The organism is Malaciobacter pacificus (assembly GCF_004214795.1).
Lineage (GTDB): Bacteria > Campylobacterota > Campylobacteria > Campylobacterales > Arcobacteraceae > Malaciobacter_A > Malaciobacter_A pacificus.
The window spans coordinates 1,416,135-1,434,962 of the sequence record NZ_CP035928.1; the positions used below are offsets into that span (position 1 = coordinate 1,416,135).

The following is an 18,828-nucleotide window of genomic DNA, read 5'->3' on the forward strand; positions in this document are numbered from 1 at the left end:
TTATACTCTTTTCCCATTTTTATCTATCCAGTTGATTATCTCTTCTGGGTTATTTAAATCAAGTTTCTCAATAGAGTTAGGAATTAAATTACTATCTATTGTTTTATCAGTTGCAATAGCATCTGTAACATCAAAATAGCTTTGATCAAGTTGATTCCTAAATATAGAAATTCTTGGTAAATCTAAAGTTTTTAATCCTTCAACTAATAAATAGTCAAAATCTTTAAATAAATCAATTATTTCATCTATAGTAGAGCTTTGTCTTTTAAATAGTGTAGTCCTTGTAGGACTTACTATTGCCACATTTGCTCCAGTTTGTGAAAACTTATGTGAGTCTTTACCTACTGTATCAAATACTGCTTTATCTCTAGGGTCATGTTTTATGATACAAACATTAAAACCTCTATCTTTTAAGATGTTTGAGACATTAACAATAGTAGAAGTTTTTCCACTATTTGAAGGTCCTGAGAAAGCTACTACTAATCTTTTTGATTTCATAAAGGGGATTTTATCTAAATGATTGTTAAAGTAAATTTAATGTAAAATGCCATCTAATCAAAGCTTGGAGAAGATATGTATAAAATTTTAGTACCAATATTTTTAACAATTTTTTTTACTTCTTGTAGTAGTAAAAATAGTGCATCAGAATATTTTAAGAACTCTACTATAAATACCCAAATAATTCAATTTACAAAAAAAACTGATATAAAGATAGATAATCAACCAAAAGTTTTAATTTGGGCAACTTATTTAAACGGTTTAGAAAAATATAAAGATTTAAAAAATGAGACATTTTTAGTTACTACTTATTTTACAAATCAAGAAAGCAATGGTATTGAAACAAATGGATATGAATTATTTTTAAATGATAAGAAAAGCCAAGCTTTACAAAAACTATCAGAAGATAGTATTTATAAAGAGTTGTTTATTAAAAATAAATGGGCTAGCAAGTATTTAGTTACATTTGATGAAATTATTAAAGAACAGTATGAGTTAAATCTTATAATTAAAAATAACACTTCTAAGGCGCAACTAAAGTTTGAAAAATAGTTGATAGCCTTACTTTATTTTTAGGGTTTAAATAGTTATTATAAACATAATAATTAGTTAATACTTTTTTCCCATACTCTTTAGTCTCTGGATATGAAATCATTTCCATACTTAAAAAAGGTTCATATTTTTTATCAATTCTTTTGAATAAACCTTGTTTAAATTGACTTTTAGTATATCCAGCTCCCCCATTATAAGCATATGCTATAAATAAAGGGTTGTTGTTGAATTGTTTCATTAATGTTTCTAAATGATAACTCCCATATTTGATATTAACTTCTGGATTAAATTGATCATAAATATTATAATTTTCATTTAATTTATTTGCAATAGTTTCTGATAAAAATGGCATTATTTGCATAACACCTTGTGCTGTTGAAAATGAGATTGATGAAGGAATAAATAAACTCTCTTGCTTGGCAATTGAATATAACAATACTTTCTTATATGTAGAATAATCTTTTACAATATCTTTAAATGGAGTTATAAAATAATGATTTCTATATTTATGAAATCTTGTTAATACAAAGGCTAAGTGAGGTTTAGTGTTTTCATTTGTAAAAATAGTTTCATATTTTTTTAATTTATTTTCATCTAAATTCTTTTTTGTATCATCTAAAACTTTCATCCATAAAAATTGATCATAAATGTCATATTTTGTAGGAGTATTTGGAATTTCAATATCATAATAAATATTCTCTAAAGGTACTTCAAGTAGTTCTTTTGCGTAAGCAGAATATAAATTAATATGGAAGCTTTTTGATAGCTCATGTAAAAAAGTTTTATTATCAGTTACTAGATATAGCCAAAAAAGAGCTTTGTCTTTGTCACTTCGTAAATAAGACTTTTTAAATGCATTCTCAAAAAAGTAATAAGCTTTTTCATCATTATTATGATTTACAGCATTAATTCCAAGTAAAAACAATACATTTGGCGTTAAATCTTTATTATTTTTTGTATTTAGTAAAGATTTCTGTAGATTTTGTAATCTATTTTTTTTGTATATTGTATATCTTACTAGCATCTCAAACTGTTTTTGAGTTGCTAGTTTATTTATAAACTCTTCAGAATAATTATTATCAAAATTTTTATATCGATAAGAAGTCCCAAGTTTAAAGAAAAACTTGAAAAAATTGTCATATCCATAATTTAAAGATTCACTTCCAATATCTTTATTATATATGATATTTAAATCTTTTTTTAAAGTAGGGTAGTTTTCTATCTTTTCTATAAATTTTGCAAGTTTAGCTTTTGGAATTTGAGTTGCTTCTTTTAAACTTAGACCTAAAGCAATACATTTTTCATTATTCATTTTTAATAATTCATTTATACTTGCTTGATAACACTCTAAATTTGAAGCTTTGATTTTATTATACTTTTTATAGGCATCCTTTATATATCGAGTTTTCTTATGAGCCAAGTCATAAGCTTTTTTCGCTTCTTCTAATGAAATATCATTTTGATTTAAATATTGAATAATAAAGAAGTCTCTTGAGTAGCTTTTGGGTTTTTGTTCAAGCCACTCTAAAGTGACTTGAAAATTATCTTGTAAAATTTCACTTTTTATTTCAGTATTTGCTGAAGATAAAGTAAATATAACTGCACTAGAAAGTGCAATAAGTGTTTTTTTCATAATTAATTGCTAGTAAAATAAGTTTTTTAAGAATGTTTCTAAAAATATTAATGCAAAAATTAAAATAATTGGTGCTAAATCCATACCACCAAATGTTGTTGGGATATATCTTCTAACAAAAGCATAAGCAGGCTCTGTTAATCTATAAAGCATTTGCACTATTGGATTATAAGGATCAGGTCTAACCCAAGTTAAAATAGCTGATATTATAATCACCCATTTATATAAAAATATAATTCCCAATACAACTGTTAAAATTGAAGAGAGTAGTGCATCTATCATTTTACAATTTCTCCTATATAATTTTTAATTAAAGAATAAACTTCATTAAGTCTTAAAGTATCTTCATTTCCTGTTAAAATATAAGCTAAAGGTTTTAAAAGTTTATCTTCTTGTAGCTTTGTTTTTTCACTTAAATATTTTTCTAAATCATTGTAATCATTAAAAAAAGGAGCATCTTTAAATGCCTCTTTTATTTTATTATATTCATCTTCAAAACCATTTAAAGGAGTTTTCTCACTAAAAATTGTATCTATCTTATTTTTGATCTCTTTAATAGTAGAACACTCATTTAAATACAATTTTGCAAGTTTCCCAATATCACTATCAGCAAAACCTAAAATTTTAGATAATCTCATATCTTCAATTGTTTCTAAATGTTTTCTATTTATCTCTTTTAGCTTCTCAATATCAAAATCTACTGACTCTTTTGAAAGGTTTTCTATTTTAAACCATTCAATAGCTTCTTCTAGTGTAAAAATTTCTTTTGGTGTATTATTTGCAAGTAATACTAAATAGTTTGCAATAGCACTTGGTAAAAATCCATCATCAATTAACTCTTGAACTGTAAGATTAGTATTTAATGATGGTAAATGTATATAGTTTATCTCTTTGTCATATCCTAGTGAGTTTCTAATATGAATCTGTCTAGCAGTATTTAATAGATGCTCTTCATCTCTTAAAATAGTAGAGATATTCATTATCATATCATCAGCAGCACATGAATAGTTATAAGTTGGTGTTTTATCATGAGTTAATATATGAAAAGCATCTACTTCATAAGGTTTATAAGAAATTTCACCATTTAATGCGTCCGTAAACTTTATATCTTCTTTTGGTTTAGACATTCTTACAGTAAATGGAGCATTTGTATTTAATACTGTTTCATCAGATAATTTTTCACAAAAATCATCATAACTAAATACTTTACCTTTATTTTCAGCTTTTTCTTTTAATTCTTGAAGTTTTTCATCACTACAAAAACATGAGAAAGCCTTTTTCTGTCCCATAAGTTGCATGGCAAGTTTTTGATGATATTTTAGTGATTCACTTTGATAAACTACACCTTTATACTCAATTGAAAAAAGATTTATTAGTTCTAAAATCTTTTTATCCATACCTTCAATAACTTTTTCTTTTTTATAATCATCTATTCTAATTACTAAATCTTCATTTAATTGTTTTGATAATATGTAGTTATAAATAGCAACTCTTAGTTTATTTATACTTAAATCTTCTGTTTGACTTGGTGCAAATCTTAACAAATCTATTTCCTTACTATTGCAAATGTTAAATTTTTTATTTCATTATGTGATTTAATATAAGAGTTTAAATCTTCTAATGATAAATTTTGGATTTTTTCTAATTCTTTTGCTGAATAATCTAAACCTAAACCTTTATAATAAAGCATATATGCTCTATGCAGTCTTTGAGAAAGAGTTTCATTTCTTAATGGTTCACTTCCACTTAAAAAGTTTTTAGCTGCTATTAATTCTTCTTGTGTAACACCATTTTCTACAAAATCATTTACTAAATCATTTACTATTTTTTGAGCTTCTTGTGCATTTTCATTTTTTGTTTGTAAGTATCCATTGAAATAAGAGTGAGATTTATTTATAGTTATATAACCATATGCACTATAAGCTAAACCTCTTTTTACTCTAATTTCTTCCATTAGTCTTGAACCAAAACCAGAACCACCTAAAATAAATGAGGCTACCTTTGCTTTATAATTGTTTTCATCTTTAGGATCTACATTAAAAGAACTACCAAAGTATATGTATGCTTGTTGAGTATCTTTAATTAATGTTTTTTCTTCTTTCTTAGAGTTGATATCTATTAGTTTTAATTTTGCTTTTTCACCAGTTTTTAAAGTTTTTAATATAGGTGTTACTAATTCTTCAAACTCTTCAAATGTATAATCTCCACCTGCAACTAAAATTAGATTGTTTAAAACTAAAGTTTTATCAAGAAACTTTTTAACATCATCTATTTTTATTTTTGAAATTGATTCAATAGTTCCAGAACTAGAGTTTTCTAAAGGAGTGTCTTTAAATAACATTGATTTTAGAAGGTTTTTTGAAACATAGTCGTAATCATTCTCTTTTCTTTTTAATGCACCTGTTTGGATTGTTTTAATTTTCTCTAATGTATCTTTAGAATAATTTGGTGATTTTAATAAGTCATTTAAAAGTTTTATAGCTTTATTAGATACATCTTTTAAATTTGATAACTCTATTACAAATGTTTCAAAACCATTTGACGCGCTTAAAGATATAGCATTTTCTTCAAGTTTTTGTGCAAACTTAACTGAACCTAACTCTTTTGTTCCTTCGTTTAAAACTTTTGAAGATATATTTGCTAAACCACTTTTTTTGCCATCTTGGATATAGCCAGAGTTTTGAAAAACCATTTGTAAATTTAATATTGGTAAACTTTTTTGTTCCTCAAAAATAACTGGAACTTCAATATTATCTATTTTTATGTACTTGATTTGTGCACCCATTAAACTTCCTTGTATAATTGCTAATATTAATAAAATTTGTAATTTTATTTTCATGATAGCTTTAACTCCTCTTAGAATTTTTCTAAAATCTCGTAAGCTGTATTTCTTTTTGCTGGGTTCTCTCCAACATCTTTGATAAGTCTAATCATCTCATCTTGATTCATTCTATTAGCAGCACCTGCTGCTTTTACTACATTTTCTTCCATCATAGTACTTCCTAAATCATTTGCACCAAATTTAAGTGCTAATTGACCTACATATGAGCCTTGAGTTACCCACGAACTTTGCATATTTTTAAAGTTATCTAAATATAGTCTTGAAACGGCAAGTAGTCTTAAGTATCTATTTGAAGATTGTGGTTTTATTTGGGGATGTTCTTCCATAAGTTTTGTATTTTGACCTTGGAAAGACCACATAATAAATGCTCTAAAACCGCCTGTTTCATCTTGTAGTTTTCTTAAGTGTTCCCAATGCTCAATTATCTCTTCATCAGTTTCAACTGTACCAAACATCATAGTTGCAGTTGTTTTCATACCAATTGAGTGTGCAAGTCTGTGAACTTCTAGCCATTCACTTGTATCCATTTTCTTTGGAGCAATAATATCTCTTACTCTATCAGATAAAATTTCAGCTCCTGCTCCTGGAATAGAACTTAATCCTTTAGCTTGTAGTCTTTTTAAAACTTCAAGTTTAGAGATTTTTGAAACTCTTGCAATAAACTCTATTTCAATAGCTGAAAAACCATGAATTGTAATTTGTGGATATTTTGTATGAATATGATCTACTAACTCTTCATAGTAATCAATTTTTAATTTTGGATGAACTCCACCTTGGAATAGGATTTGTGTTCCACCAATTTCAAGTAATTCATCAATCTTTTTATCAATCTCTTCAAATTTTAAAACATATGAATCTTCATCTCTACCGTGTCTATAAAAAGCACAGAATTTACAATCAACCCAACATACATTTGTGTAGTTGATATTTCTATCAACGATAAATGATGTAATTTTTTCAGGGTGTAGTTGTGCTTTTTTTGCACTTGCTAATTCCCCTAACTCTAATAAAGAAGCATTTTTTATTAAATCTAATGCTTCTTCATTTGTAATTCTTCTATTTATAATATCTTTATCTATTTTATTTTCTATTTTTTTTACCATTAGAATGCTGCTCCTAGTGAGAATTCAAATGATGAAGTTTCATCACCTGGTTTATCATTTAAAGGTCTTGCAAAAATAAGTTGTAATGGTCCAAATGGTGAAATCCATTCTAGTAATGCACCTGTACTAACTCTTGAGTCTTTAGAAAAGTCATCAACTCCAATAGAACCATAATCAGCAAATATTGCCCATCTCATGTTAGCTGTTGGAATAAGTGGGAAACTCATTTCAACTGAGTTTGCAAACATATATTTGTATGGCTCTTCAACTTCACCATCTTCATTATTTGGTCCAAATGCATAAGATTTAAATCCTCTTAAACTTCTAGTACCACCTAAGTATAAAGAATCCCCTTGATTAATTTGTCCATTATCAACTAAAACTTTTACTTGTGTTTTAAATCTAAAAATCCAATCTAATTCTGTTAAATCTTCAATTGAGTAGAAATATTTTAAGTATGAACTAGATTTTACATATTTTGAATCACCACCAATTCCTGCATACTCTAAAGAAGTACCAATTTTAAAACCTTCTCTTGGAATATAAAAATCATCCGTATTATCAAAGTTAATATAAGGAGTTATTGAGCTAGTTGTATAGTCAGCATCTTCTAAATATGTTAATGGATTTCCATCCCCATCAATTGCTGGTTTAGCAAAATCACTATCCCAAGTATAATCCTCTTTTATAAAGTCAAGTCTATACTTAGCTCCTGCATATAAGTTTCTAACTATTTCTCTTCCAACTCCAACTGTAAAACCTTTTACAGTTTTAGTTGATTCATAGTTGTCTCTATCAATTTCACTTTCATTACTGTGAATATCTATTGTAGCATTATATTTACTATCAAATATAGCTGGATTAGTTAATTGTAATGAAAAATCACTTTGGTGGGCTGATAGTTCTGTACTTAATGATGCACCTATTCCTGAACCAAATACATTCTTATCTGAAATTGCAGCATTAACCATTAGTTTATCATAAGATCCATATCCTCCACCAAGCATAAGTGAACCAGTAGCTGCCTCAGTTACTTTAACTAAGATATCTACTTTATCTTCACTAACTCTTTTTTCTTCAATAATTACATCTTCAAAGAAACCAGATCTTTTTAATTTGTTTTTTGAATCTTTAAAATCTGTTAAATTATATAAATCACCTGGGGCTAAGTATACATTTCTTCTAATTACTCTATCTAAAGTTCTACTATTGCCAGAAATTTTTACATCATTTATATAAACTTGTTTTCCTGGAATTACATTAAATATAACATCAACTTTAGAATCGTCTTTTTCTTTTTTAATATCAAATCTTACATCAGCAAAAGCGTAACCTTTATTAGCTACTTGTGTTTTAATATAATCTTGGTCTTGTCTTAGTTTTTTAATATTAAAAGTATTACCAACGATAAGTTTTAATTCAGGGTATAAATCATCAGCTTTTACAATTGATTCATCCACATATATTTTTATGTCATTAGTTGTGTATTTAGTCCCTTCTTCAATGAAAAAGTCAAGTTTTGCTTGATTTGATGCAAAGTCAATATCTAAATAAGGTTCTTTTACTTTAGCATCTAAATATCCCTTTTCAAAATAAAGTTCATTTATTCTTCTTGCATCATATTTTAACTGATCAGCTTTTACTTCTCCATCATTTTGCCCAAACCACCATGAGGCAAACTCTTTTTCTTTGTTTGCTGTTACGTGATCAAAATCATCTTGGTCTAGTTTGTCTGCGCCATAATAGTTAGCTTTTTTAATTATTATCTCATCACCTTTATTTACATTAAAAGTTAATGATACTGAGTGTTTGTTTAGCTCTTCAACTTCTATTTCAACAACTGAATTGATAAATCCTTCATTTTCTAACATATCTAAAAGAGTTTTCTTAGCATCTTCAACTCTTTTATTAGTATACATAGCACCTTTTTTAAGGTTTATCATTGTTTTTAAAGCATCAATATCTTCAGCTCTTGTTTTATATCCTTTGATATCAACTTTTGCAATGGAAGGTTTCTCTTCAAATAAAATTCTTAAATTTCCATTCTCTTCTTCTGCAAGAATATCAGTAAAATAGCCATAGCTATAAAAGGTCTTTATAGCATTATTTAGTTTTTGAAAGTCTAATTGATCACCAACTTTTAAATCTAAAGTTTCATTAATGATTTTTGGTGAGATTTTATTAAGATTAACAAAATCAATCGATTTAATTGTTTGAGCACTTAATACTGTTGCACAAGCAAGGGAAAATAGTATTACTTTATTTTTCACAACTATCCTTAATATATATTAATAGGTTGATAATATAACTAAATTAACTTTATATGATAATTAAGATATAATAGATATTTAATTTATTAAAGGATTATGATTTGAACGTAGGAATTATAGGTTTAGGTTTAATGGGTGGGTCATTAGCTAAAGCCTTAAAAAAATATGCATTAGCAACTAAAATTTATGGATATGCAAGAAGTGAAAAGACTAAAAAAGAGATTTTAGAATTAAATTTAGTTGATGAGATTGCTACTATTGATACTATAAAAGAAAAATGTGATTTAATTGTATTAGCAATGCCAGTTGATAATATTATTGCTTTTTTTCCAAATTTATTAGATATAAAAGATGATACTACAATAATGGATTTAGGTTCAACAAAAGAGTTTATTATAAAAAATATTCCCCATACTATTAGAACAAATTTTGTAGCAGCTCATCCAATGTGTGGAAATGAAAAGTTTGGTCCAAAAGCTGCAATGGATAATCTATATGAAGGTAAAACAATAGTTTTATGTGATTTAGAAGCAAATGATGATTTACATAAAAATAGGGTAATAACTCTTTTCCAAGAAATTGGAATGAGACTTGTAATGATGAATGCCCATGACCATGATGTTCATGCTTGTTATATGTCTCATTTACCTCATGCTATTTCATACTCATTAGCAAATACTGTAATGGGACATGAAGATCCAAAATCTATTATAGCACTTGCTGCTGGTGGATTTAGAGATATGAGTAGAATTGCAAAATCTAGTCCTGATATGTGGACTGATATTTTTAGACAAAATAGAGATAATCTTTTAGATTCAATTGAGCTTTTTAATAAGCAAATGAGTGATGTTAAAAAAATGGTTGAAGACGAAGATTATGAAAAATTAAAAGAGTGGATGCATAAAGCAACAAGTTTACATGAGATACTTTAATTAGTATCTCATCTTTTTTTATATATTTTCAATTGCTTCAAAAACTTTTATTGCTTGATAGTGTTCTTTTACGTCATGGCATCTAATTATACTAGCACCATTTTGTATTGATTTTAAATGAATTGCTAATGTTCCAGGAAGTCTTTGCTCAATTGAACTTGGAACAATTTTATCTATCATTGATTTTCTACTAGCCCCAATTAAAAGTTCATATCCAAAGTGTTTGAAGTGCGATAATTTATTTAATAGTGTTAAGTTATGTTCTAAATTTTTACCAAAACCAATACCAACATCTAAAACAATATCATTTATTCCAAAACTTTTTGCCTTTGAAATTTGATTTTTAAAGTATTCATCTATTTCTAAAACTACATTTTCATAATTTGGATTATTTTGCATATTTGTAGGGTCATTTTGCATATGCATAATTACAACTTGAGCATTATATTTTGCTGCAATCTTACAAACTTCATCATTTTGTAAACCTGTAATATCATTTACAATTTTAAAGCCTTTATTTAAAACATAATCAATAACTTTTGGAGCATAAGAGTCAATTGAAAAATCTACTTTTTTATAATACTTATTTGTATAAATTGTATTAACAATATCTTTAATTCTTTCTAGTTCAGCATCTTCACTAATGGCAATACTTCCAGGTCTACTTGAAACAGCTCCAATATCAATAATATCAGCACCATCTTCAATCATTTGTTCTATTTTCTTAGAGGCTTGAGAATTATCAAATCTACTTTGTGAAAAAAATGAATCTTCATTGGCATTTAATACACCCATGATTTTATTATTGTATGTATTCATTATATAATACCTTATTTATTAATTTTGTTTATTTGCTAAAGTTAAAAGTAGGGTAGTTAAAACATTAATTGGTTTTGAGTTTAAATCAATTAGTTTTATAGATTTTGAGAATATTTCTAATTGGTTTTGTGATAATTCTAGGTTTTGAAGTTTTGCTTTCAATAAAATTGATTCAACTAATTCTTTTGCTTCATTTTTAGAAACTCTTTGATTATCTTTTAAAAAAGAGTACATATCTTTTAGATCAAGTTTTGCAATATCTAATTTACAAGGCTCTTTAGAAATAGAAGTTTTTAAATATTTATAGGGGATTCTTGAATAAATTGTAGGTAAAATTGATGATTTTGAATTTGTAACTATTATAAAAACAACATTTTTAGGTGGTTCTTCTAATATTTTTAATAAAGAGTTTTGTGCTTCTCTTCTAAATGTAGTTCCACATAAAAAGATATATTTTTTTTCATTTGAAGCTATATATGCCTCTTTTATAGTTAAATTTGCTTGGGCAATTTGAAATTCATCTTTCTCTTCATTTTTAATTACTCTTGTATAATGAGTTGGATATAAAGGTGATAGCTTATTTAAAGTCTCTGTTATATCATTAACAATTAAAATACAAGAATCATCTATAAAAGTTAACATATTAATTTTCTACATTAATTTCAGCAAAAAGTGATGCACTTATAGTTTTATTATATAGTCTAAACATTTGAAGAAGTTTCATATCTAAGGCTTCATCACTGCTTTTTAGATTAAAAGCATCTTGTTTATCTTCATCAAATAACCATAAAAAAGAGTTTTTAGAAACTTTTGGAATTGTTGCTCTAATATCTTGACTTTTACCAATGTACCAAAAACAGTATCCATTTGGGAAAGAAATCTTTAGCATATCTTTAATACATGATATATCTTCATCAGATTTAATTAAATCTATATTTTTAGAAAATGATTTAAAATCATAAAATGGTAAAAATGGTCTATTTAATTTTGTAGAGTTAATATTTGTTAAAATATACTCTAAAAACCATTCTCTATCTTTATCTGTAATAACAATTATAGAGCAACCTTTTTCTAAAAGATTATATATGTTTTTTGATACTAAAGGAGTCCATTCATATTTTTTTTCTTCCAGCCAAGGAGATAGAAGTCTATCATCCCTGATTGTATCAACAGTCCAGTTTAAAAACTCTTGCACTTTTACTTATCCAGTTCGTATGCATCATGTAGTGATCTAACAGCTAATTCTGCATATTTCTCTTCTATAATCATTGAAATTTTAATTTCACTTGTTGAAATTATTCTTATATTGATATTTTCATTTGCAAGTGCTGTAAATGCTTTTGAAGCAACACCTGTATGAGATTTCATACCAACACCAACAATTGAAACCTTACAAATTTTATCATTGTAATCAATATTCTCAGTCTCATCTTTAAACTTTTCCATAACTGTTTTACAGATTTCCCAATCAGTTGTAGGAATTGTAAAGTCTAAGTCAGTTTTTCCATCTACACCAACAGTTTGTACTATCATATCAACATTTATATTTGCATCTGCAAGGGCAGTAAAAATTGCTGAAGCAATGCCAGGTCTATCATTTACACCATACATTCCAACTCTTACTTGATTTCTATCTAAAGCAATACCACTTACAACTGGTTGTTCCATAATGTTTTCTTCCTTTGTTATTAATGTACCTTCAACTTCTGGCGTAAAGCTGCTTCTTGATACTAAATTTACATTTAATTTTTTCGCCATTTCTACAGATCTATTTTGTAGTACTTTTGCACCTAAACTTGCTAATTCTAACATTTCGTCATATGAAATTTTATCTAGCTTTTTAGCTTTTGGTTCAATTCTAGGATCTGTTGTATATATACCATCTACATCAGTGTAGATTTCACAAACGTCAGCTTGGATAGCCCCAGCAATTGCAACAGCTGTTAAATCACTACCGCCTCTACCTAGCGTTGAAACTCTATTAGTATTTTGTGCAACTCCTTGGAAACCTGCAACAATGATAATATTACCTTGTGCAATTGCTTCTTTCATACCAGTTGTATCAATAGATTCAATTCTAGCTTTCGTGTGTGCATTATCTGTAACAATACCTGCTTGTCTACCACTCATAGAAGTTGCTTTGTATCCTTGCTCATTTAAGGCAATTGATAAAAGTGCAGAAGTAACTCTCTCTCCTGAACTTAATAACATATCTATTTCATCTGCTTTTGGCTTTTTTGAAAAGTTTTCTGCATACTCTATTAATTTATTAGTTTCACCACTCATAGCTGAAACTACTGCAATTACATCATGACCTTCATCTTTTATATTTTTAATAATATTGGCAACATTTTGTATTCTTTCAAGTGTTCCTACACTTGTTCCACCAAATTTAAGTACTTTTAACATTTAAACTCTAATCCTTTTTAAATATAACCTTCTGATTTAAAATATTTTAAAACTTGTTTATAAACTGTTCTTTTAAAGAAAGTTATATAGTCATAAATATTTTTTGTTGGTACAAACTTATATTCACTGAATTCTGGAATTTCAGTTTCAATATTTATTTTTGCACCTTTTTTTAGTTTTACTAAATAGTATTTTTGTATTTGACCATCGTATGGATGCATTTTTTTAGCAATTGCTGCTGGGAATTCATAGGAAACCCATTTTGGATACTCTGCAATGATTTCTACATCTCTTGTTCCTATTTCCTCTTCAAGCTCTCTAAATAGTGCCTCTTTTGCTGATTCCCCTTCATCAATTCCACCTTGAGGAAATTGCCAAGCATTTTCAACATCAGTTCTTGAAGCTATAAATATTTCGCAAGTATGAGGGTATTTTGCTGATAGTACAATTGCTGCTACATTAGGTCTATAATTTTTTTTTGTTTTATTTTCAGTCGTTGTGTCATTTTTATCAGTCATAAATATATTTTCCCTTATAATTAGCCAAATATTATACAAAAACTAGGATTAAAAATTGCTTTTATATATACATATTCCATTTTGTGATAGTAAATGTTTTTACTGCGCATTTAATTCATATACTGATAGGTTTCATTTAAAAAGTGAGTATATGAAAGCTTTAAAAAAGCAATTAAAATTTGATTTAAATAAATATGACATAAAACATAATAGTATTGAAACGGTCTTTATTGGTGGAGGAACACCTTCAACAATAAAACATTATGAGTATGAAGAGGTTTTTGAAATAATAAAACCTTATTTAGTTGAAGGTGCTGAAATTACAACTGAAGCCAATCCAAACTCTGCTAGTCAAGTCTGGTTAGAAAACATGAATAAATATGGAGTAAATAGAGTAAGCTTCGGAGTTCAAAGTTTTAATAACGATAAACTTAAATTTTTAGGACGAGCACATAATGTAAATAGTGCAATAAATGCTATACAAAGAGCTAATAGTATAGGTTTTAATGGTATTAATTGTGATATAATTTATGGAGTTCAAGGAGATAGTATTCAATCTATAAAATCTGATTTAGATATGGCTTTTTCATTGCCTATTACACATTTAAGTGCATATTCACTTACTATTGAAGAAGGTACTAAGTTCTTTGATAGAAGTAGTGTGAAAATTGATGATGAAGATTTATCTTATGAAATATTTGATTATATTGATAAAAATTGTTTTAAACAATATGAAATCTCAAATTTTGCAAGAGATAAAAAATATGAATCAAAACATAACTATGGCTATTGGGAATATAAGAATTATCTAGGAATTGGAGCAGGAGCTGTTGGTTGTATGAATAGTAGAAGATATTATCCCAATAAAAGTATAGAAGAGTATATTTCAAACCCTACAAATTATGAGTATGAAGAGTTAAGTAATGATGATATTAAAACAGAAAAAATCTTACTTGGGTTTAGGTGTTCAAATGGAGTTGAAAAATCAATATTTACTGAAGATGAAATGATAAAAGTAAATGATTTAATAGAACATGATAAACTATATTTAAATAACGAAAGGGTTTATAATAAAAACTTCTTACTTTCAGATGAATTAGCTTTATATATATTAAGTTAATCATATAAATAATATAATGCATTTTTTAAAGGACTAAAAAATTAATGACAATAAAAGATACTGTTAGAAAATATACAAAAGATTTAAAAAATGTAACACATATTCCAGCTAAAGAAGTTGAGATATTAATGTTACATTTACTAAATAAAAATACAATATGGTTACACTTGAACTATACTCAAGAGTTTACCATGGAAAAAGAGCTTGAAAAGTTAGTTAAAAAAAGAGCCACAAACTATCCACTTGAATACATTATTAATAAGGCAACATTTTATGGTGAGACATTTATCGTAAGAGATGGTGTTTTAATTCCTAGACCAGAAACTGAAATTTTGGTTGAAAATGCCTATGAAATATTAAAAGATATTAAAAATCCAAAAATATTAGAAATAGGAATAGGTAGTGGAATAATATCTGTAATGTTAGCTACTATGCTTCCAAATTTAAAAGTAATTGCAGTTGATATAAATGAGAAGGCAATTGAATTAGCTAGTGATAATGCAAAGAAATTTGAAGTTGATGAAGCAATTGAGTTTAGGCTTAGTGATACATTTAAAAATGTTAGTGAAGATGATTTTGATATGGTTATCTCTAATCCTCCTTATATTGCAGATGATTATAAACTGCCTGAAAATGTAAAGTATGAACCTACAAATGCACTTTTTGGTGGAAAAGTAGGGGATGAATTACTAAAAAAGATAATTGATAGTACAAATAAGAAAAAAATACCTTATTTGCTTTGTGAGATGGGTTATGATCAAAAAAAGCCTTTAGAAGAGTATTTTAAAAACTTTGATGTTGAGATGTATAGTTTTTATAAAGATTATGAAAACTTTGATAGAGGTTTTACACTAAAATTTAAATATTAGAAAAGGAATATAAATGTTTACAGAATTTAATTTAGAAAATTTAGAAGAATCGAAAAATTTATTAGAAGAGTTATTAAACGATAATAGAAAAAAAATAGAAGAGTTGTTAAGTATTGAAAACAAAACATACGCAAATTTTGTTTTACCGTTTCAAGAAATAGGGGAGAGTATCGGAGAATTTGTTACACCAATTTTTCATATTGACTCAGTAAAAAACTCAGAAATAACGACAAAAGTGTACGAAGAATGTCTTCCAGTTTTATCAAAATATGAAACTGAGATTTCTCAAAATGAAAATATTTATTTAGCTTTAAAAGATATACAGTCTAATGAAAAAAGTACTTTAAACAATATACAAAAAAAAGTTCTAAAAAATGAAATTAGAGACTTTAAACTATCAGGTTGTCACTTAGAAAATAATGATAAAAAAAGACTTGAAGAAATTAGTTTAAGACTTAGTGAACTGTCTCATAAGTTCTCATTAAATCTTTTAAATGCAACAAATGCTTTTGAAATGATTTGTGAAGATTTTGAAGATGTAAAAGAGATCCCAAAATCAGATTTAGAATTAGCTTCATTTGAAGAAGATGGCAAAACAAAATATAAGTTCACTTTACAAATGCCATCATATTTAGCATATATTACTTATGGGACTAACAGAGCTAAAAGAGAAGAGATTTATAAAGCATATTGTACAAGAGCACCTGAGAATGGAAAAATTATTGAAGAAATATTAGCTTTAAAAGATGAAAAAGTTAAATTACTAGGTTTTGATAACTATTCACAATATTCCCTTGCAACTAAAATGGCTTCAAAAGAGGAAGAGGTTGTTTCTTTTTTAAGTGAACTTGGACATAAAGCATTACCAAAAGCAAAAGAAGAATTAGAAGAATTAAAACAGTTAGCTTTAAAAGATGGAATAGAGGACTTTAACTCTTATGATGCATCATATTACTCAGAAAAATTAAAAAAAGCTCAATATGACTTTGATGAAGAGTATTTTAGACCATATTTTGAACAACAGTCAGTATTAAATGGTTTCTTTGACTTTTTAGAGCAAATGTTTAATATCAAATTCATAAAATCAGATACTCCTTCTTGGGACGATAAAGTTAAAGTATATGATTTAAGTGAAGATGGAAAAGTTATTGCAAGAATTTATATTGATTTAGAAGCAAGAAAAGAAAAAAGAGGGGGTGCATGGATGAATAATTGGCACTCTCATTATAAAAACAGTGATGGAGATATTAAATTTCCTACAGCGTTTATTGTTGGTAATTTTCCTCAATCAAGTGAAACAACTCCTTCTTTATTAAGACATAGTGATGTAGTTACACTATTCCATGAAATGGGTCATGCTTTACATCACTTGTTAAGTAAGGTTGAAGAGCCATTTGTAAGTGGTATTTCTGGTGTTGCTTGGGATACTGTTGAATTCCCTTCTCAGTTTTTAGAGTATTTCTCTTATGATAAAGAAGTATTAAAAATGTTTGCTAAGCATTATGAGACAGGAGAAGTATTAGATGATGAAGCGATTGATAAAATAATCAAAGCAAAAAATTTCCAATCTTCAATGGGAACGGTTAGACAAGTTGAATTTGCACTGTTTGATTTTAAACTACATCAAAAATTATACAAAACAGAAAATGAAATACAAGATTTACTTGATACAGTTAGAGATGAATTTTCAGCTATGAAACCACCTTCTTATAATAAATTTCAAAATGGTTTTTCTCATATCTTTGCCGGTGGATACGCTGCTGGGTACTATTCATACAAGTGGGCTGAAGTATTAAGTGCAGATGCATTTTATATGTTTATTGATTCTGGAAATATCTTTAATAAGGAGTTAGGTATCAAATATAGAGATTGTATTTTAAGCAAAGGTGGTTCAGTGGATATGGACAAATTATTTTTTGATTTTGCCCAAAGAGAACCAAGTGTTGATTCTTTATTAAAAATTGATGGAATTATTAGCTAAATTTTGTAATAATACAAAACTTAATTTATTATAACAACGAGGATTTAATAATCATGACAAATGCAGAAACAATTACAAAATTAAATGAAGCTTTAAATACATTAATTAAAGCTTATGAAGAACTTCAAGAAGATAATAGTAGTTTAGAAAATAAAATAAAAAATTTAGAGAATGAAGTTTCTGAATTAAAGTCTGCAAAACATGACTTAGAAGTACATGTTGAGGAATTAACATCAACTAAAGAGAATTTAGAGAAAAACTTAAATGAATTTGAATCTCATAAAGAAGAGGATAATTCAAATATTAATTCTATGTTAGGAAAAATAGAGTCATTATTAAATAAAAAAGTTGATGGAAGTTCTACAAGTGAATTTAAAAAACAAGATGAATCTAATGTTTTAGAGATAAAAGAAGAAGAGAGTTTATTAGATTCAATTGTTGAGGAATCTAATGAGAATAAAATTGATGATGTAAAAAGTTCTTTATATGAAAAAGTAGAGGAAATTACAGAAAAGAAAGATGATGAGAGTAAGGATAATAAAATAGACTTAAACAGAATGGCTTCATTGTTAAATGGGTTTAATAGATAGAAAAGATTTTATTTAATGATTACTTTAATTAATAAAGAATCTTTGTATAACTCTTTTGGTGTAGATAAATTTATAAATTTAGAATTAGCTATAGAGTCTATGGCACCGTCCCTTGTAGAGTACTATTTATCAAGTCTTTGTGAGTATGCAGAAGATATATACTTTAATAAAAGAGAGATTGAAAATAGTATTTCTTTAGGGGAATATAATTTATACAAAGATTATAATAGTAATATATATTTAGAGATTAACACTATAGAGCAAGAAACTGACTCTCTTTGGTGAGTTTTATGTTAAAGAGTTTTCTATAATCATCTCTTCAATACCTTTACACATTCCTATATGTGGTAATAAAGTAAACTTAATTTCAGGGTTTAATTTTTGGAATTTTTTAACTTCTGTAGGTATATCTATCTTTACATGTTTACCTGCAGCTAGAAAATATGGAAATATCTTAATATGAGTACATTTTTTTCCAACAGCTTTTGTTAAAGAGTGAAAAATAGAGGGCTCAGTTAGTTCTAAAAATGCATATTCAACTAATAAGTTATCATTTGCTTGCTCTTTAATCTTATTAGCTATATTTATAATTTCTTGGTTTGATGACTCAAGTTTACTTCCATGTGCAACAATAATTAAGGCTTCCATACTTATTCCTTTTATTTTAATTTATTTTATCAGAATAAATTATA

General features: G+C 26.9%; 20 protein-coding genes. 7 read left to right on the forward strand and 13 right to left on the reverse strand.

The window, feature by feature from the left end:
- Complete coding sequence (gene mobB / locus APAC_RS07150; RefSeq protein WP_130233455.1) at positions 1–498, reverse strand: molybdopterin-guanine dinucleotide biosynthesis protein B; 498 nt, start codon at positions 496–498, stop codon at positions 1–3.
- A gap of 75 nt (positions 499–573) precedes the next feature.
- On the opposite strand from mobB, the gene APAC_RS07155 reads away from it, so the two are divergent.
- Complete coding sequence (locus APAC_RS07155) at positions 574–1,050, forward strand: hypothetical protein (RefSeq protein ID WP_130233456.1); 477 nt, start codon at positions 574–576, stop codon at positions 1,048–1,050.
- Here APAC_RS07155 and APAC_RS07160 read toward each other — a convergent pair.
- The 6 genes from APAC_RS07160 to bamA are packed head-to-tail and all read right to left on the reverse strand — an operon-like array spanning position 1,022 to position 8,898.
- Positions 1,022–2,683: a lytic transglycosylase domain-containing protein gene (locus APAC_RS07160; RefSeq protein WP_130233457.1), complete on the reverse strand. Its 1,662-nt coding sequence runs from the start codon at positions 2,681–2,683 to the stop codon at positions 1,022–1,024. The genes APAC_RS07155 and APAC_RS07160 overlap by 29 nt on opposite strands.
- 9 nt (positions 2,684–2,692) lie before the next feature.
- Positions 2,693–2,965: a YggT family protein gene (locus APAC_RS07165; RefSeq protein ID WP_130233458.1), complete on the reverse strand. Its 273-nt coding sequence runs from the start codon at positions 2,963–2,965 to the stop codon at positions 2,693–2,695.
- Positions 2,962–4,227 (reverse strand): glutamate--tRNA ligase, encoded by a 1,266-nt coding sequence (gene gltX / locus APAC_RS07170; protein ID WP_130233459.1) that lies wholly within the window; start codon positions 4,225–4,227, stop codon positions 2,962–2,964. The genes APAC_RS07165 and gltX overlap by 4 nt, the downstream gene beginning before the upstream one ends.
- A gap of 2 nt (positions 4,228–4,229) precedes the next feature.
- Positions 4,230–5,522 (reverse strand): M16 family metallopeptidase, encoded by a 1,293-nt coding sequence (locus APAC_RS07175; protein ID WP_130233460.1) that lies wholly within the window; start codon positions 5,520–5,522, stop codon positions 4,230–4,232.
- 17 nt (positions 5,523–5,539) lie between these two features.
- Entirely contained in the window at positions 5,540–6,628 is a 1,089-nt protein-coding gene (locus tag APAC_RS07180) for a dehypoxanthine futalosine cyclase (RefSeq protein ID WP_130233461.1), read from the reverse strand.
- The gene (gene bamA / locus APAC_RS07185) at positions 6,628–8,898 is read right to left on the reverse strand and encodes an outer membrane protein assembly factor BamA (RefSeq protein ID WP_130233462.1); all 2,271 of its coding nucleotides are present in this window, start codon (positions 8,896–8,898) and stop codon (positions 6,628–6,630) included. The genes APAC_RS07180 and bamA overlap by 1 nt, the downstream gene beginning before the upstream one ends.
- A 101-nt stretch (positions 8,899–8,999) precedes the next feature.
- On the opposite strand from bamA, the gene APAC_RS07190 reads away from it, so the two are divergent.
- Positions 9,000–9,830 carry a prephenate dehydrogenase gene (locus tag APAC_RS07190; protein ID WP_130233463.1) on the forward strand — a complete coding sequence of 277 codons (831 nt, stop codon included), beginning with the start codon at positions 9,000–9,002 and terminating at the stop codon, positions 9,828–9,830.
- Positions 9,831–9,848: 18 nt separating this feature from the next.
- Here APAC_RS07190 and folP read toward each other — a convergent pair whose 3' ends face one another.
- The 5 genes from folP to APAC_RS07215 are packed head-to-tail and all read right to left on the reverse strand — an operon-like array spanning position 9,849 to position 13,576.
- Positions 9,849–10,649 carry a dihydropteroate synthase gene (gene folP / locus APAC_RS07195; protein WP_228255896.1) on the reverse strand — a complete coding sequence of 267 codons (801 nt, stop codon included), beginning with the start codon at positions 10,647–10,649 and terminating at the stop codon, positions 9,849–9,851.
- Between the two features lie 18 nt (positions 10,650–10,667).
- Positions 10,668–11,291 (reverse strand): DNA polymerase III subunit delta', encoded by a 624-nt coding sequence (locus tag APAC_RS07200; RefSeq protein WP_188353734.1) that lies wholly within the window; start codon positions 11,289–11,291, stop codon positions 10,668–10,670.
- 1 nt (position 11,292) lies between these two features.
- Positions 11,293–11,844, reverse strand: a complete 552-nt coding sequence (locus tag APAC_RS07205; RefSeq protein ID WP_130233465.1) for a HobA family DNA replication regulator — start codon at positions 11,842–11,844, stop codon at positions 11,293–11,295.
- 2 nt (positions 11,845–11,846) lie between these two features.
- Positions 11,847–13,058: an aspartate kinase gene (locus tag APAC_RS07210; RefSeq protein WP_130233466.1), complete on the reverse strand. Its 1,212-nt coding sequence runs from the start codon at positions 13,056–13,058 to the stop codon at positions 11,847–11,849.
- Between the two features lie 17 nt (positions 13,059–13,075).
- Positions 13,076–13,576 carry an RNA pyrophosphohydrolase gene (locus tag APAC_RS07215; protein WP_130233467.1) on the reverse strand — a complete coding sequence of 167 codons (501 nt, stop codon included), beginning with the start codon at positions 13,574–13,576 and terminating at the stop codon, positions 13,076–13,078.
- A gap of 55 nt (positions 13,577–13,631) precedes the next feature.
- Here APAC_RS07215 and hemW point away from each other — a divergent pair, with 55 nt between their 5' ends.
- From hemW to APAC_RS07240, 5 genes are read left to right on the forward strand one after another with little or no spacing between them, the layout of a single operon-like run.
- The gene (gene hemW, locus APAC_RS07220; RefSeq protein ID WP_130233468.1) at positions 13,632–14,696 is read left to right on the forward strand and encodes a radical SAM family heme chaperone HemW; all 1,065 of its coding nucleotides are present in this window, start codon (positions 13,632–13,634) and stop codon (positions 14,694–14,696) included.
- A 44-nt stretch (positions 14,697–14,740) separates the two neighbouring features.
- A complete protein-coding gene (gene prmC / locus APAC_RS07225) occupies positions 14,741–15,565 on the forward strand; it encodes a peptide chain release factor N(5)-glutamine methyltransferase (protein WP_130233469.1) in 825 nt (274 codons plus the stop codon).
- Positions 15,566–15,578: 13 nt separating this feature from the next.
- Complete coding sequence (locus APAC_RS07230) at positions 15,579–17,546, forward strand: M3 family metallopeptidase (protein WP_130233470.1); 1,968 nt, start codon at positions 15,579–15,581, stop codon at positions 17,544–17,546.
- Positions 17,547–17,599: 53 nt separating this feature from the next.
- On the forward strand, positions 17,600–18,136 hold the full coding sequence (locus tag APAC_RS07235; RefSeq protein WP_130233471.1) for a V-type ATP synthase subunit I domain-containing protein: 537 nt from the start codon (positions 17,600–17,602) through the stop codon (positions 18,134–18,136).
- Between the two features lie 15 nt (positions 18,137–18,151).
- Positions 18,152–18,421, forward strand: a complete 270-nt coding sequence (locus APAC_RS07240; protein ID WP_130233472.1) for a hypothetical protein — start codon at positions 18,152–18,154, stop codon at positions 18,419–18,421.
- Between the two features lie 3 nt (positions 18,422–18,424).
- Here the strand turns inward: APAC_RS07240 and APAC_RS07245 are convergent, their stop codons facing one another.
- The gene (locus APAC_RS07245) at positions 18,425–18,784 is read right to left on the reverse strand and encodes a sirohydrochlorin chelatase (RefSeq protein ID WP_130233473.1); all 360 of its coding nucleotides are present in this window, start codon (positions 18,782–18,784) and stop codon (positions 18,425–18,427) included.
- Positions 18,785–18,828: the final 44 nt, after the last annotated feature.